Annotated in this window: 12 protein-coding genes; all 12 read right to left on the bottom strand. The window is 36.8% G+C overall.

Annotated elements, in window-relative coordinates:
- Nucleotides 1–5: 5 nt before the first annotated feature.
- Complete coding sequence (locus BSM4216_RS01295) at nucleotides 6–611, bottom strand: hypothetical protein (protein WP_048622454.1); 606 nt, start codon at nucleotides 609–611, stop codon at nucleotides 6–8.
- Entirely contained in the window at nucleotides 604–2,292 is a 1,689-nt protein-coding gene (locus tag BSM4216_RS01290; protein ID WP_048622453.1) for a helicase HerA domain-containing protein, read from the bottom strand. The genes BSM4216_RS01295 and BSM4216_RS01290 overlap by 8 nt, the downstream gene beginning before the upstream one ends.
- The gene (locus BSM4216_RS01285) at nucleotides 2,292–3,449 is read right to left on the bottom strand and encodes a hypothetical protein (protein WP_048622452.1); all 1,158 of its coding nucleotides are present in this window, start codon (nucleotides 3,447–3,449) and stop codon (nucleotides 2,292–2,294) included. Before BSM4216_RS01285 ends, BSM4216_RS01290 begins: the two co-directional genes overlap by 1 nt.
- Nucleotides 3,436–4,245, bottom strand: a complete 810-nt coding sequence (locus BSM4216_RS01280; RefSeq protein ID WP_048622451.1) for a hypothetical protein — start codon at nucleotides 4,243–4,245, stop codon at nucleotides 3,436–3,438. Before BSM4216_RS01280 ends, BSM4216_RS01285 begins: the two co-directional genes overlap by 14 nt.
- A gap of 2 nt (nucleotides 4,246–4,247) precedes the next feature.
- Nucleotides 4,248–8,300 carry a hypothetical protein gene (locus BSM4216_RS01275; protein ID WP_048622450.1) on the bottom strand — a complete coding sequence of 1,351 codons (4,053 nt, stop codon included), beginning with the start codon at nucleotides 8,298–8,300 and terminating at the stop codon, nucleotides 4,248–4,250.
- 13 nt (nucleotides 8,301–8,313) lie between these two features.
- Nucleotides 8,314–9,393, bottom strand: coding sequence for a hypothetical protein (locus BSM4216_RS01270; RefSeq protein ID WP_048622449.1), 1,080 nt, complete (start codon nucleotides 9,391–9,393; stop codon nucleotides 8,314–8,316).
- Nucleotides 9,390–10,475, bottom strand: a complete 1,086-nt coding sequence (locus BSM4216_RS01265) for a hypothetical protein (protein WP_048622448.1) — start codon at nucleotides 10,473–10,475, stop codon at nucleotides 9,390–9,392. The genes BSM4216_RS01270 and BSM4216_RS01265 overlap by 4 nt, the downstream gene beginning before the upstream one ends.
- A gap of 32 nt (nucleotides 10,476–10,507) precedes the next feature.
- Nucleotides 10,508–11,974, bottom strand: a complete 1,467-nt coding sequence (locus BSM4216_RS01260; protein ID WP_048622447.1) for a restriction endonuclease subunit S — start codon at nucleotides 11,972–11,974, stop codon at nucleotides 10,508–10,510.
- Nucleotides 11,975–12,120: 146 nt separating this feature from the next.
- Nucleotides 12,121–13,998, bottom strand: coding sequence for an HsdM family class I SAM-dependent methyltransferase (locus tag BSM4216_RS01255; protein ID WP_218016357.1), 1,878 nt, complete (start codon nucleotides 13,996–13,998; stop codon nucleotides 12,121–12,123).
- A gap of 13 nt (nucleotides 13,999–14,011) precedes the next feature.
- Complete coding sequence (locus tag BSM4216_RS01250; RefSeq protein WP_048622446.1) at nucleotides 14,012–14,371, bottom strand: hypothetical protein; 360 nt, start codon at nucleotides 14,369–14,371, stop codon at nucleotides 14,012–14,014.
- On the bottom strand, nucleotides 14,372–14,959 hold the full coding sequence (locus BSM4216_RS01245; protein ID WP_048622445.1) for a hypothetical protein: 588 nt from the start codon (nucleotides 14,957–14,959) through the stop codon (nucleotides 14,372–14,374).
- Nucleotides 14,960–14,973: 14 nt separating this feature from the next.
- Nucleotides 14,974–16,239 carry a restriction endonuclease subunit S domain-containing protein gene (locus BSM4216_RS01240; RefSeq protein ID WP_156179193.1) on the bottom strand — a complete coding sequence of 422 codons (1,266 nt, stop codon included), beginning with the start codon at nucleotides 16,237–16,239 and terminating at the stop codon, nucleotides 14,974–14,976.
- Nucleotides 16,240–16,462: the final 223 nt, after the last annotated feature.

The following is a 16,462-nucleotide window of genomic DNA, read 5'->3' as shown; positions in this document are numbered from 1 at the left end:
GATTGTTACCTCACTTGAATCCATTCATTTATGGTGAGATTTTTCTTCGTTCCGCTTGCTACTGCTTGAAAAACTAGATAGTCGGTTACAAACGAATTAATCCCTGGAATAAAGCGACCGTTTGGCAACGTGAACCCTTTATCAAAAATATTAATGTATTTATCAATACTTTTCGGAATAGCCCCACTGTAAGACCAGTAGATAAAAAGAATCAATGGTAAATCGCTACCAAGTTGATGATATGCTAATAATAAATTTTCTATCTTCTCTCTTAATTTATCATTTTTGCCCTTTGAATTTTCAAATCGTTCAAACTCTGAAACAAGAATGGGCTTTATGTCTTGTTGACGATACCATACAGAATCTGGTCGAACTTCTCGTGTGATGCTATGACCATATTGTTGGTTAATTGGATAAACAGGGCATTCAGATAATGCTGTTACTCCTTCAATATGTTTTCCTATTTCCGTTATATAATTCAGTCCTGCTGAATGAACAGTTTCGGAATAATCTCGAATCCCATGAATGGAAAGCATCGGAAAAAGTGAATTGCGAATTTTTCCAGTCTTAAATTCTTCAATTATCTTTGCCTTTAATCGTTCTTTATCCACCGAATACGCCCCATTCTTTGACAACTTCCGGCGATTGACCACCATGAACTAACGCTTTTGTTCCAACTTTCACTAATAGTGGAGCTGGAATCGAACGTCCCGTTATTAACGCTTCTCCTGTAGATAAAGATGGAAGTTCATCAATATCGGCTTTCGTCAACATATCGGAGGTTTTCGTAATAAAACGTTGATCATCTGGATTTTTTAGACGCATAGTAATAATCGTGTTGCATTGCGATGTGACATCTGCATCCAATTTAGAAGGACGTTGTGAAACGATAGCAAAACCTACCCCGAATTTACGACCTTCCGCAGCAATTTTTTTAATAATTTTTTTTGAAATCGTTGGTGCACCTGCTGGAGCGTAGTTATGACCTTCTTCATATACAAGGAAACAAGGACGGATCGGACGTTGTTTATCTGCCGCTGCGCGCATAATTTCACTGGATACAAGCGCCGTGACAATTTGCTTTGCATCGTCTGACAATCCTTGCAAATCAATAATAATTAATCGCCCATATTTTTCGTTCATTTCACCAATTAATTTATAAATATCCGTCGGTTCACCTATCGCTTTTGTGTAAAAGCTTCGCGCTTCGTTAATGACGCGATTTAATTTCATCGAAGCTACCGCAGCACTTCTACCACTTAAAGCTCTTGCTTCTGCCTCGGTTATTTCATCCCAACTCCGCAATTCTTCTAAATCGCCTGAAAGCAACTCACGTAAATCTTTAATATCGCGAGGCGGATGTGGATATTTATATTTCCAATAACGAATCGCTACATCGAGTACTCGTTGTTGTGGTTCTGTTAAGCCTGGTAAAATCTCTTCGAAATCGTCCATTTCAAAACGATCAAATTGCAACGCAAGATGTTTATTCTTTCCAGCGTATTTGTAATCAAACTCTTCCATTTGCGGCGTATACACATGAATACCGCCTCCTGCCGCTTGTAAAGTACGAAAACGTTCTTGAATAAATAAAATGCTTTCCCGATCTTTTTCGTCTTCAATATAATCTAGATTCGTGTTAAAATGGATATCCCCTTTTTCAAATGCCTTTCCATACTCACCGTGTGTATCAAACACAACAACCGTTCCATTCATTTGCGCCACTAGTCGTTCGATGATACGGCCGACCGTATAAGATTTTCCTGAGCCCGTCATCGCTAAAACGGCTAAATGTTCTGTCACTAATTTATTGACATCCAAGTAAACAGGAACAATATTTTCCCCACGTTCATAACCGATTAAGTTGCCAATCGCAATGCTTTTATTTTCATCAAATTGATAAAACTTAGAAAGAAATTCATAATCAACACCATATACTTTACTTCCCGGATCTAAAGGTCGACGCGGAATGCGAATTTGTCCTGTGGCTGGCTCCTTGTAACCGACAAGGTCAATGGAAGCAAATAAGGTCTCTCCAGTCATTTGTGTCCCGGGTAATAATTCGATCGAATTCAACCCATCTCCAAGATCGCTGTTATATAAAATATTGCTGCGAGAAATAGAGGTAATTCTCCCAAGAACATATGTCGGTTGTTCATCTGGACGTTCTTGATGTAAGATTTTCACAAACTCTCCACGGCGTGCGGAAAAGCTATCTTGAAGCACCATTTTTAAATCATTCGGATTTCCGGTATTCCCTATCAGTTTACCGATATATTTTTCTTGACTCATTATTCATCCTCCCCGAAAAAGTCTACTTCCTCGGTCCAAACATTTTCTACTTCTTCCTTTTTAATCATTTCGCGTGCCTGTGTTTTAAAATAATGAAGAATGGCACCATTTCGAATCGGCTTTAAAGTATACTCAGCATACCAAAGCGGCAGTGGAAGTGCTTTTGGCTGATCCACTGTAAAAAGTGAAACAATATAGGAGGCTAATTCATCAATGGCCTTTGAATCCCAATCTTTGTTGCTCCCTATCATTTCCGCAAGTAAAGGCATTGTTCTCATCCCAGCTCGTAAATGAAAGTTGATCAGCCCAAGCTCTCTTACTTTTACCGGTTCTAGGCGATTGTCCGAAGTTAAAATATCATATTGATAAGCTGCCGTTCTCGTTCGACGCGTTAAAATACCGTGGAGTAATTTTTTTACACCTACTTTTTTAATCTTATAAAAAGACTCCTCAATATCTTGTAATTTAGAAAAATGAACCGTATCAATGATATATTTTTCTCGTTCTACAGCTGCTAGCCCATAAAAGATTGAACCAAACCGTTTCGTACTAATAGAGACTAATTGAATTCCATGAGGATTAAACGGGTACATTTTATCTTGATACATAGACCAAAATTGTTCTATTCGTTTTTTACATTGCTCATAATCTTTCAATAACTGTTCATGTGATTCTAACGGTGCATCGGAACGTTCTAACAATAATGGTGTATCAACGATTACCATTTGCGGCGGAGTGGATTCTTGCACCATTTCTTCTAGCAAATCATACATTTGCGTAATATGAATAAATTTTATTTTTTTAGTAACATCGATATCATCCGCTTCATCAATGTCAACGAGGCTATCTTGAAATGTTTCGTACACAGAGCCTTCCTCTATGTATAAATCTTGACGAACGGCACCAGCACTATATAAAATACCGCCAAATGCCGGTATTGTTTTACTTGCTGTTGCAACCCCCGATACCCGAATCGTTAGTGGCGATTTTTTTTCAACGGGACGAATGACACCACTGTTGCGAAGTTTCGGAGCAATATGATCAATAAAACGCATTTTCGCGCTTAATTTCGTAACCGTACTTGGCAACCCTAACTGGATTTTCGCTACTAAACTATTGGCAATCGCGGTATCCCGTTTCGTTTTACCATTCTCCATCGTCGTTCCTCCGCTTTATGATTTCTCTTACAAATGCACGATAACCATTTTCCATAATATACTGTTGCCCTTTCTCAGTGATGGTTCCGTCTGAATGAATATAATGTAAATTTTCGAGCTCAGCAAAAGCACTTTTCACATCATTTTCGCGTACTTCTAAATAGAAAAACTTTTGAATTAATGGAACGATCTGTTTTCGTTCTATGACGTCGGCTGCTGAGAGAAGAAGTAAATAGTGATGAACGGGCTTAAACATCACTTGTTTTTCTTCGCTCATTTCATCTTTTGTATCTCTTTCATTGATGTGCATTAACGATTGAAATAGACGTTGACATATTTCACGTTGCTCAAGCAACCGGTAATCAAGAAGCGGCAATGTCGTGATTGTAATGCAGCCGCTGCTTGTGTCGTAATAAAAGTCAACGGCAACCGTTTGTTTTGTCGGTAATTGGATTTCTGGAGTTAAGTTAGTCACGATTTCTTCACGAACCGGAACTCCTTCATACATGCATTCATTCATTTCTTTAATGGAAAACGAGTGATTCAGCTGCAATAAAGATGAAATATCCAAATTAAGATATGGTGGGAAAACCATTAGTTGGTTTCCCCACTCTTTTGTCCATTGAATAAGGCACGAACGATCGCTTTCTGACATTTTTAAAAGAATGATAGCTGGAATCACACAAATACCTGACCGTAACTCTCCGACATCTTCCTCTTCCACATCAAACCATTCGCGCAACATTTTATACTCTGTCCGTCTTGCGAATGGTTTTAAAATTTGCAAACTCGACATTATTAGAGAACCTCCACTTTTGTCCGAATCAATCCGATTTGCTCAAGCTCTTCTTTTTCTTTTTGGTAATTAGTCCAGTCTAACTCTCCTTTGCGGTCAACCACTTCTTTATAAAACTCAAATTGCACAAATTTGGCATGTTCCTCAAAAAACTGATGGGCATATGTTTCTAATTGTTTCATTTCCATCTGTACTTTATCTATTGTTTCTTTATAAGTCGCTTCTTGAATCGGTGCACTTAAGTCTGCTTGATATAGCGGTTGATGCTGCAGACGGAACAGGCGGTTCACCGCATCAATTAATAACTCATCGAAATATTGATTTCGCTTTTTCTTTGTTGTATTTTCCACTTTTGTTACTTGGGCAATTAAATCCGTCATATCGTTTTTTCGTTCTTGCAACAACTTTTCCGTTTCATCAATAAGTGTCATCGCATTTTCTTTCTTTGCGATACAAATATCGTCAACCTCTTCTTCGAAACCAGATTCTAAAAATACGGTTAACTTGTCAAATAGTGTGGAAAGCTCAACAATCCCTACCTCACGTTTCACATCGGCATCACTATTTTCATAATAAGCAATCCATTTCTCGACTTTCGGTTTTGATTCTACAAAAAGGTCTACCATTTGTACAAATTTATCTTTTAAATCATAATAACGGCCGATAATACCGCTTCTCTCTTTCCGATCTACCTTTGTATGCTCCACTTTCTTTAAGCCGATTTGTGAGATAATGATATTTAACCGATCAATTGCTTCTTTATAATTTCCTAGAGACAGATGATGTGCCAACGTTTCTTCATTTGATATCATTGTTCGCAGTTGCGAAGATTTTACATGATTCATCGCATTTTCAATTTCGTTTTTATATAATTCAAGTACATACGTAAACGGTGAAATTGGTATATAATAACCTTTATACTCGTTTGTGTTTTTCATTTCCTCTACTTTTTCTTGAATTTTTGCAAGAATGTCCTTTTGAATCGTTGACACATAATCATGAAATTGTTGTACAATTTTTATCTTTTTCCAAATCGGCATATCTTTTCCATCTAATGTGAGATTCTCAAAGTTTCGCTCGTTTGGTTGAAGTGTATTCCATTTTTCTTCATCAAAAATGAAGTTGCACTCATCATGGAATTGCTGTAAATAACTTAATTGCTCTTTCCAAATAATAAGGTGGTTGTTTGTATGAACTTGCAATAGCTTTAAATCGATATTATGCAAAGCTTCGTTAATTTTTCTTAAGCTTCCGTGTCTTTTATATCCCTTCAGCAAATCGAGTCGAGGTCCTTTAAACGTTTCCTTGAACTGATCAACGAGTTGATCGTATTCTTTTTCATACCACTGTTCAATTTTATCTCTTTTCGCTTCCAACGTATATGAAGTAACATTTTCCACATGAGTATTGTTGATGGTTCTCACGACTTTTAGCGCTTGCATAAACGTTATCCATTGCTCAACGATTTTTGGCGGTTTAATGGCATCCACAGAGCTAAAGAAAAACGCATCTTCAATTTCTTTATATGTTACACGACGATGGCCAATAAACGACATTAAAGAGGCAAACGTACTTGGAATTTGCACTTCATATTGATCATTTTCGTGATTTTGAATAAATAAGCCCGTACCTCGATAACCGTCCTTATCTAATTTAGCTGGAACTTTCGTCGCTTTTAAAGCATGTTGAAAGTGAGTAAAATCTTCGCTGTCTATAAATTTTACGCCTTGCTTTGCCCCTAGTTCGGCAATTGTTGCATCGTGAATAATCATTTTCGCATATCCTTCCGCTAATACCGGAAGATAGTCTTCTTCTGATTTTGTAAAAACAATTGGGCGCAATATATATCCTTCTTTATCGATTCGTTCAAACCAAGTTCGTGCGATTCTTGTAATTTCATCTGTAATCGTACGAATTTTTGCGCGGAATGGCTGCGCTAATTGATGGGCTGACTTGCGGATATCCATCATCTCACGCTCAACCGATAACGCTTCTAATACCTTCTTCTGCAAATTCGTCACTTGGAAAAAGAGCAAGCAACGTCCGAGCCGCTCATACTTTCGTTTTATATCATCGATTTCTGTTTCCGCATCAGCGGTCGGTGCCAAAATGATAATCGGGTGATTTCCGCTATCTAGTAATTTGCTGTCAACAAGATCGTGCAAGGAAGCTAGTTTGCTAGCCCAAATAATGTCGACAATTTTTTTCGGATGAACCCCTAAATATAGATGATTCGTTACTTTTATACGGAGCCCACATTTATTTCCTTTTACTTGAATTGTTTGCACGTCTGGATAGTCTTGCTCAATGGCTCTTGCAAAACCAAGAAGAAGACGTTGAATTTCTCCATCTTTATCATATTGTTTCGCCAACTCGGTTAAATGTTGTTGAAGCTGTTGATCTTTTTCTTCGTTTAATAAATAGTTCGCAATCCCGGTTTTGACGGCATAGCGGCGATTTAACCGCTCAAGGAACGCAAAGTTTGGACCAATATATGTTTCGAATTGCTCTGTTTTCATTCGTTGCTCAAGATACGTATATAAAAGCTCCGCCGCTTCAACGACTTCGTCTTTCGGATAAAGCATGCGTACTTGGGCTAAAAACGTTTCCCGTTCTTTTCCGACAATAAAAGAACCTTTAGGTGCATTAATTGAGAATGTTTCAAGACTGCGCAAGAGGACATCTAAACTAAATGATTCACCTGTCGTTTCATTTACGAATAAATGATCGGATTCAGCTTTATATTTGTTTTGCACAAGATAAAAACCTAAATCATTTTTCGCAAGCGGCAAAGCGGCAAACTCTCTAAATAACGGGATGCCTTCAATATGTTTTGCAGATAATAAAATCTGCTGTTCTTCGGCACTGTAGCTATCTTTCGGATATGGTAGCTGCCGCAATAACGCTTTTTTCACAAACGGAATATGCACCGGCTTTGTATCAATGTAATCTAGCTGTGAATGATCGATTAAACTTTCTTTAAAACGCGGCACTGAATAAGCTAAGTCTTGTAAAATTTCACCTGTTTCCTTGTCTGAGTGCTGCTCAAGATATTGATCACAATGAGCCATAATTACATTTAGCCAACCGAAGTTTCCGGCGGCAATCGTGTAAGCTGCTTCAACAAGCCCAGCAGGATATTCACGCAATTTCCCACTTTGTTGTAACGATGCGATATAATCGCTAATATCTGCATAGGAGTTTTGATTGATTTCTAATTTATCTAAACGACGAGCAAGCGCCTCGAGCGCTTTAATTTGATCGCCAATTGCCGGAGAACAAAGTAGCAAGAAAGAAACATTTGGATGGCGAGTGCGGCTATCTTCATGTTTAATCGCTGATGTGATCACTTTAATCGCATCACCGTCTAGTTTCTTTTTCCGCTCTTCACTTTGTTCTTGAATCCCATCCATAAATAATTCGTATTCCGATTCCACTTCATCGACAATAACCATTAAATGCTCAATACCAAACTGTTTTAGGTAAGCTAAACCATTTTGGACAAGCTGGTCAAGCTGATCAAGCTGCTGCAGTAAATCATCGGTTTCATGTTGTCCTAACTCAATTGCCTCTGCCAATTTTGCCCGTGAAAAACCAAGCGGAAGAAAATGATCTTGAATATGTTTCACAATCGAACCTTGAATCGTGCGGGCAGGTTGTTGTTCCGCTAATTTTGCTAACGCTACATACGCTCCATAACCGACCCAGTTTTCCCCATAAAGAAGATCCTCATGCATTTGCTCATAGCGGATATAAATAGGTAAAATGCCGTCAGCGAAATCCGGCTTTAATAACCGGACTTTTTGCAGTTGACCTGATTGGTCACGAATCGTCCATCCTTTATCAATTCCAAGCGCTTCGCTCACTAATTCATAAGCAATACGCGATTTACCAATTCCCCATTTAGCAATCAATGTAAAAACTCGCGCCATTGGTGCTGACTTTAAATCTTGTAAATACTCTTTAAACGCATCATAAAATTCACGCTGACCGACCATTGGCTGTTGAACCGGAAATGTGGAAACCCCATCTTTTAACCAGACAGATTTACTCATCTTTTCAACCCCTTTATCGTTGAAATTCAAGTTTTAATAATTGGTATTCTCGTTTACCTAAATAACCCCTTCCATGTCTCGGCTGGCCTGATTCATAATCAGCAATATAAAACAAACCTTCACGAATACCTTTTGTCATATAATAATCGACAAAGCGCGCAAGCCCTTGTTCCCATGTTGGATAAAAACGCTCCATCAGCATACGAAGTAACGGTTCAATCGCAACAAAACCGCGATCATCCTGCTCTTCGTTCACTTTTTTCTTTAACCATTCGATTTCTGATATACTCTGAACGTTCGTAAATGAAAATAAAAAATGTGAATCGATATGCTCCAACATCTTTTCTTTATTTAAAATGATGATTCCGACATCAGTTTCGATAAACCAATCTAAATAAGCAAATAATTGCATCGGCGCGCGCATAAACGAAGAAATATTTGTTTTTGCCGGCTCTTTACCGCTTGAGCCAACAAACATCCAATCTTCATCTAATTCAATTTCTTCTTGAGCAAGAATGTCACGCCAATCTTTCCCTAATGCTTCATTTTTAAAAGCATGAAGAAGAAAGTTCATATCATTAAGATCTGGATTGCTTGAAAACGGATGATACAGAGCATCGGCAAATCGCAATGTCCACTTGCTTAGCTGTTCGAGCGAGTGAGCGTTTGTTTCAAATAAACCATCATTCAACAATAAATGCATGATGACTCGTGTTCTTGGCGAATATCGCAATAGTTGTTTTGCAAGCAACAATTCCCATCCGTGTTGTTGTTCGTACGCAGCTACAAGTTCATTTGCTTCCTTTGTACGAATCAAACATCCATCATCTGTTCGTGCTAGGAAATGGACACCTTTAATTTCAAAATTCCGCGAATGTTTTGCGTATTCATAACCATGTAGCCCAAATAATTCTTTGGAACGGTCTAGCTTTTTATCTTTTTCTTCCACATCTTTTCCTAAGTATAATTTTGCTATTTCCTTAATTGAGCGCGCTTCGGTTTTTTCGGGAATGCGCGATAACAACTCACACCATCTCTCAAAATTTCCCGGCTCAATCCAAAATCGCTCAATCGATAGTTTGATTTGCTTCATCCTCTGTCCCTCAATTCATCAATCCACTGTTCGATCCGCTGGCGGAGCTGTTTGCTTCCTGCCATCAGCGAAATAAACAAACTTGTATTGTATAACTCATCTTCAATATGGCTCGGAATGCGATATTCTTCATCGACAATCGTTAAAAAACCGCGATCATGCAAAAGATGGAATATTGTTTCTAAACGAGCGATTTCGTTTGGGAATAGTTGATAGTTGCTCACTTTACAAAACTCTAAAACGAAATCATTGATCGTTCCGTAACGATATTCTTGGTTTTTTGACGACATTAAAATAACGTCAACTTCGTCGTTCACCGCATGAAACCGAATTGTCGTCATCCCTTGCGCCTCCGTCTGCTCGCGAACAACGCAGCAAAGGAAAATAAATAAGTTCCAAGGGTGCGTGAAAATATGTTTGAATAACGGATTCTTTAATGAGATATTTGGCTCATGCGGGGCTAATACAGCAAGCGGTTCATCTTTTAACGGTAGTAACTGCAAGTTAGCAGCTATTTTTCGCCCTTTTGCCCATTGTTCATCAATTTTTGTACCGAGCGGTTCGTCTTGTTCAACCTCTTCTTGTTGATACTGCTGAATATGGGCTAGATAGTAAATAATGCGCTGATAATACGGTGCCCCGTTAAAAATCAAATGATTGTGCTCACGAAAAAGAGGTTCGACTTCCTTTACATGCTGCTCTAAAGCTTTCGTTTCGTACCGCTCACCATGTTTCAACTCATCTAATATTTTTATGATTTCCCCTGGAAACTTTGGCATTTTATGAACGAAATCAACAATTCCATCAATATCCTCAGCCTCACGCATTTTTAATACCGTTAACAACGACGTTTTTAATAAATATTGTTGATAATCCTCATCAAAACAAAACAATGTATGAAGAAAATCAGTTTGATTCGGAAAACGCTTCACAAACGCAATCCAATTGTTCGTAATCACTGCCTTCTTCCTACTTACATATAAGAGACCTTTCGCAACAAACGGCTCAAGCTCCGCCACATAAACGGTCTCACCATAGTGATATAACTTCTCTAAGTGACTATGTAACTTTTTCAAATCCACCCTATTCACCTCCTAGAAAAGAAGGAGTGTCCTTACACTCCTTCAGAGATTTTCGATTCATCAAACTTGCCTTCGATTAAGTATTCGACGTCTTGTTTGGCTTCCTGAATAAGTTTTTTACTTTTCAGTATGTTAATTTCATATTTCTGTACCTTCTGTCCGATTTCTAATTCAATATCTTTTTTTAGTAAAGGTATCTCAAGTTGTTTGATATATTCTTGGTTTATATGAGGTTGTGCAATTCCAGAAAGAAAGTAGGAAATCTGAGCCTTGATTAATTCTGAATTAAGTACCAATTTTAAGTAATAAGGATTTATATCTTTTTTTAATCTTATACGTGCTAATGTTGAACCAGCGCATATTGGAATGTTATACATATTATCCGACACTACTGCTGCAAATCCTAACGAACCATCTTTTGAAAAAACAATATCTCCTACTTTTAACTGAATTTGTGGCTGTTCGTCGACTTTTTCCTTAGAAACTTGAACTGTATCTTCAGAAATATTTATATACCCATCTTTTATATCTTGCACCCTTAACAAATAAACACCATTATCTTTAACATAATCTTTTGTTGTTAAATTTTTCCACCCTATCATCGCACTTATTTCCGCAATATCTTGTAATTGGGTAAATAAATATCCTTTTTCGTACTTTAGGGAATTGATTGATAAGTATTGTTCATTGTATGAATTTGAAGTTAATCTTTCATTTATATTTTCCGCAGAGACTAATACTGCAAATGGGCTTTTATTTAGTATTTTAAAACCTTTAAATTTGGAATTATTATTTTTTAAATCTATATAAACGTTGAACAATTTTTCAGCCTCTTCTTTCAACCTCTTCGCTTCTTCCCGTAACTCTTCCGCTTTTCTGACTTTGTTACCTATATAACTTTGAATCTCAGGAGCAGGACAAACAACTTTAAAAGAATGAATAATGTCCAAGTCATTGTAATAAATTCCAGTATTAGAAATAGCCCTTCTTTTTTGTTTCAAAAAATAATCTGTACTCATATATATAGTCATAAAATATGGGTCAACTTCGTTATTGAATTTACATCTAAAAATACTACCATTGAAAATCGCCGGTTTATCTAAGCCACTGACTATTGATACGGACCACTCTTTATCTAAAGTTACACCTTTTATTAGTAATAAGACATCTTCATCTTCTACCTTAGCCTTTTCAGTTAAGTAACTAGCCGGTACCTTTACTAATGAATCAATTTCTATAAAATTATCTCTTAAATCTGTCCCTCTAATAAGATATATTCCGTTTCCACTATTCTTATTTTCTAAATAATCTTCGCTGTCTGGTAATATTCCATAATTTCCTTTTAGTAATAGTTCTTTTAAACTTTTGGTTGTCACTTTAGAAAGTTTGTTTTCATTATATATGAAATTAGCACTGTAATATGTCGCATCTAGTCTAGAGGTAGCCAGCTCTGAAGACCAAACAATACTAGGTACTTCTGAAATTATTTTGTGTTTCAATTCTTAAAACCCCTTTTTTATTATTCTAAAGACTTACTACTATTAAACTAACAAGTTTATTTAAATCCAAGCTATGACATAAGTACCCCATTTTATAGAGATCTCATAAAAATATTTACTTAGGGAACTGCATCCAAGGGGATGATTCACATCCCTTTTTTATACGCCTCAACAATCTTCAACAAATCGTTCCGATCGTTTCCAAGCTGTACTTCTACTTTATTTTTCACATCAAACCCAATTTCTTCAGCAACAGCCATAAACACAGGTCCTTGTTTTTCATTTTCGTGTTCTTTCTTTTTAATATAGAGGAATGACGTTTTCGCACCTGTACCAGATAATTGGAATGTCACTGTCGGTAATGAGACAACCGCTTTCACAATCGCGCGACCGCCTTCAAACTCGCCTGTCAATTCATTTTTCTTGCCCATTAAATATTCACGCACATGTTTATAACTTGAGTTGCTTAAAATTCCATCTGGAAGGACCATAATCAAATAACCACCTGGTTTTAATAACTCCAAATTTCGGTCAATAAATAATACCGCTTGGTCTGTCGAATTGACTTGCTTCCAAACACCTTTGTTATTTGGCTTTGCTCCAAGACATAAACCCTTTTTCATCGGTTTTCCATCTGTATCAATTCCGGATGTGTAACGTTCTAAAATTGCTTTGCCTTCTTCTGTTTTTTTGGATACAGAACCGGATCCAAACGGCGGGTTTGTGATAATTACATCAAATGATTCAGGTTGCAATGAATCGGTCATTAAAGAGTCGCTTACCCAGAAAATCGGTGCTTTTGGCAATCCGTGCATCGCCATATTCAAACGTGCTTTTAAAATCATGCTCCGTGTTTTATCGGCACCAACAAAGCTATGCTCTTTCATTTTTTCTAAATGTTCTTTTATTTTTTCTTTTTGAATCCCAGCAAATTCTCTCGTAAAGTATCTTTTTATTGCTTCATAGGCTTTAATTAAAAATCCTCCAGAGCCGCAAGTTGGGTCAAGTACACGAAAGGTTGGATTCCCGTTTTCATCCGTTTCTAGTAATTTAGCCGCTTCTTTTGGATTTGTTGTTAAATCGTGCATCACCATATCAACCATTGCTTCAGTTACTTGACGCGGTGTTAAATACGTCGCTTGACCGACTTTACTATCGTATTTACCGCGGATTAAAACGTCGAATAGACGCCCTAAAATGTCGGCTGTAACATCTTTTAATGTCGCCTTTTTAACGACTCCGTTATCATCTTCGAACTCACCGAGCTCTTGGAATGTTTCAAACGCGGCAACATAGTTTGCTGGATTTTCCAACTTAATATACTCATCTTCGTTAAAAATATAGCACTTTTCACCTTTGTCGTTGATCGCTACATAATCGTCATGATTTTTTATTTCTTTAAATGCCGCTTTGATTTGTTTTACCGCTTCTTTTCCATGCTGCTTTATGTACTCATGCTTTGAAATGTCATATAATTTTAAACCGGCATTTTCTCCTTCTTTTAATACATAGTCAGGGTGATAAAGACGGAAGATTTCCATAAACAACAATTTACTTATTTCATCGATCGCCTCGTTCGTAGAGCTAATATTATCGGCACCAGCAGGCCCGTAAAGACGTTCGTGTAAATCATCAAAACGTTTTTGTAGGCTAGAATAAATATCCAACGACCATAGTTCTTGCTTTGTTAATTTTTTCTTTTCTTTTTTTGTTATATCGACAACAGATGGAATTTCTGCAATAGGCGTAGATTCAATACAGTCGGCGTAATAGTTTACCTCTCCGTTCGTGGCCCAAATAAAGTCAGGAGCCGATTCATGATATTGCGCTTCAATGAGCGCCGATTGTTGCACAGCGTATGATAAATCAGCATCTTTTTCAAAAATTTTTACATAAACGACTTTCTCATCTCCTGTTGCTGTGAAAATCGTTGTTCCGTCTTCTTCATTTACAGTAGGTTCAGAGAACTGGCCATATCCTTTCATTGTTAATTGGTCTTGTACTTGTTGAATTGTCGTTTCCATATACTGTTTCCTCCTATTTTCGTTTGACACGAAGTAAATTTTCCCGCGGTGATTCGTATTTGCCGCTTCTAATGGCAACATCAATAATTTCACGTTGCGGCACAATCATATCAGCAGGGAGCTGAGCGAAAACATCGGGATCAATTTTTGTTAGCGGGCGGCCTTGCAACGCCCGCTCAATTGCCGCCAAAATGATTTGCTTACGTTCATCTTGTCTTACTGTCCAAAGCCCTGCTTCATTTTGAATGATACTTGGATCTAAGCGCACAAATAACTCCATTTGTTCCCGATTCCAATATAACTCATTTTCATGCGCAATCGTCACAAGCTGGTCAATCGTTTTTGGGGTTTTTAAATATTCATATAAAATCATTTAACCCCTCCTTCTTTCATTCACTATTTTTCTAGCAATTTTAAGAACTTGTTCAATAGGCGCAGTAATTCCATTATTATAACTTTCTTCATAAGTGAGTCCTTTTGATAAATCCCAAAATGCAATCGTTTCAATATTTGTTGGAAGCATAGAAGTTAATTCAAATGAGGTTACCAACGTTTTGAAAACCGGAATCCAATGAGAAACATCATTTAATTTACCATATTCAAGTAGAATGATTTTTTCCGCATTACGGTCGTAAAAGTACCCAAAGTCAATATCTAGTTGAACACGATCAGTAAGCAACTCCTTCGGGATGTGAATTTCATTTCTATGATAATCTAGATCAAAAATAGGATGATCATAATGGTCATTCATTAATTGATCCAATTTTTTTAAAAATGAAATTGTAAGTTGTCTAGGATACAATTCATGTTCATACTCCGTAATATACGATTCATCTCTCAAGTCAAAAGCATCAAAAATTTGCTTTTCTGCATCTCGAATTGCTAGCGCATAATGCTTTTTCCCTTTTAAAGGATAATTGAAATAGTATTTATAAAATCCGTATAAAGACGGTAACCTCATATTTATCCCTCCGATTAAGGAATGAATTGTTTCACCACATTTTCAATCAAATCGATCTTTTCAGGTGATTCAACCGGGAGGTAAATTCTTTTAAGATCATCTATACTTATCATCATTTGCAATTGTCCTCTTCGCTTAGCCCTTAACTGGAATCGTACTAAAGGATGGGACAAACACCACAACAAATATGCAGTCGAATATTTAAAGTTACGTAAAATCACAAAGGTACTAGACGCTAGTGCCCCTTCATATTCTTTAGTTACAAAAGCCAAAGGCTGATTCTCTTCTCCGATATACGGTCCGACGATTCCAAACAGGATGTCGTTTTCTTTCAGCACATACCGGGCGCGACTTCTTACTTTTTCGAATGAAATGGTTTCTGTCGAAATAATACTATGCGAATTTGTATCAATATTTTTAAAACCAATGTAACGAATTTCTTTATTCATAAAATCCGCAGGGCTAACTGTATGTCTTACTATTTCACAGACATCTTTTAACCTTTCCCATCTTTCGTTTTTGATTTTATATTTCAACTGTTCAAACATTTCGGATTGTTGATAACGATAATAGTCAACATCCCATCGTTCAGTCGAAATTTGTTTTTTGACCCAAAACTCTGTAGGCAGTGATATTTTCGCCTCATTTAATTCGACTTCATATAGATTGTAAAGTTGCTGTTTTAAAACTGCTTTTTGATTGACACCACCTTCATCCATATCTGTTACAACATTTAGATCCTCTAACTGTTTAATTGAAATTTTCGGTAATACAGATGGAACCGCTGTTTTCTTTAATGAAAGCAGTCCGATATGTGAAGAAAAAAACTTCAACAATATGGATCTAGCTCGTTGACCAGCAGGACGAATTTTGATTATATCAGGACTAATAGCCGCTCCATCATATGTCTCGTCAACAAGAGTCATTTTAGGAAGCGAAACAATTTTCGAAATCAAAATATCCCCTTTTCTAACAATCGCTTTCCCTTCAATTCCATCTAAATCAAATAAATATTTCATCCCTTTTCGCTCCAACTTATTATCAACAATATTTGACAAGCGGATATACGGGATATTCGTTTTATGATCAGTAAACTCTTTCACTTTTCTTGTTCCATCTGTAATTTCTGCACATAGCATCCGCAAAGGAATGGTTTGCTTATTTTCTAATTTCTTTTTTAATTCCAATTCAATTTGATAATAATATGGATCTAAACGTTCTGTTTGCAAATCTTTTTTACATATAAACTTTTGTATACACCCACACCTCCAATTGTTCATTCCATTCTCTTTTTTATAGTTATAATTTACTATTGAATGCATAAAATGTCAATCATTTTTATTTTCATTGTTCATTTTATTCTCTTTTTTATACCCGAAACTGTAAACAAACCCATTAAATCTTTAATTATCTGCTGATTAACCATTCTGTTCGTATAATAGAAAGCAATCAAATTCCTTTCTGGACAGTTTCCATTCCACCAACTTTCATTTAAACAAGATT

Origin of the sequence: Bacillus smithii (assembly GCF_001050115.1) — a bacterium.
Classification (GTDB): domain Bacteria; phylum Bacillota; class Bacilli; order Bacillales; family DSM-4216; genus Bacillus_O; species Bacillus_O smithii.
Note: the sequence above shows the minus strand (reverse complement) of the source record. Positions and strands in the feature narration are given on the sequence as shown.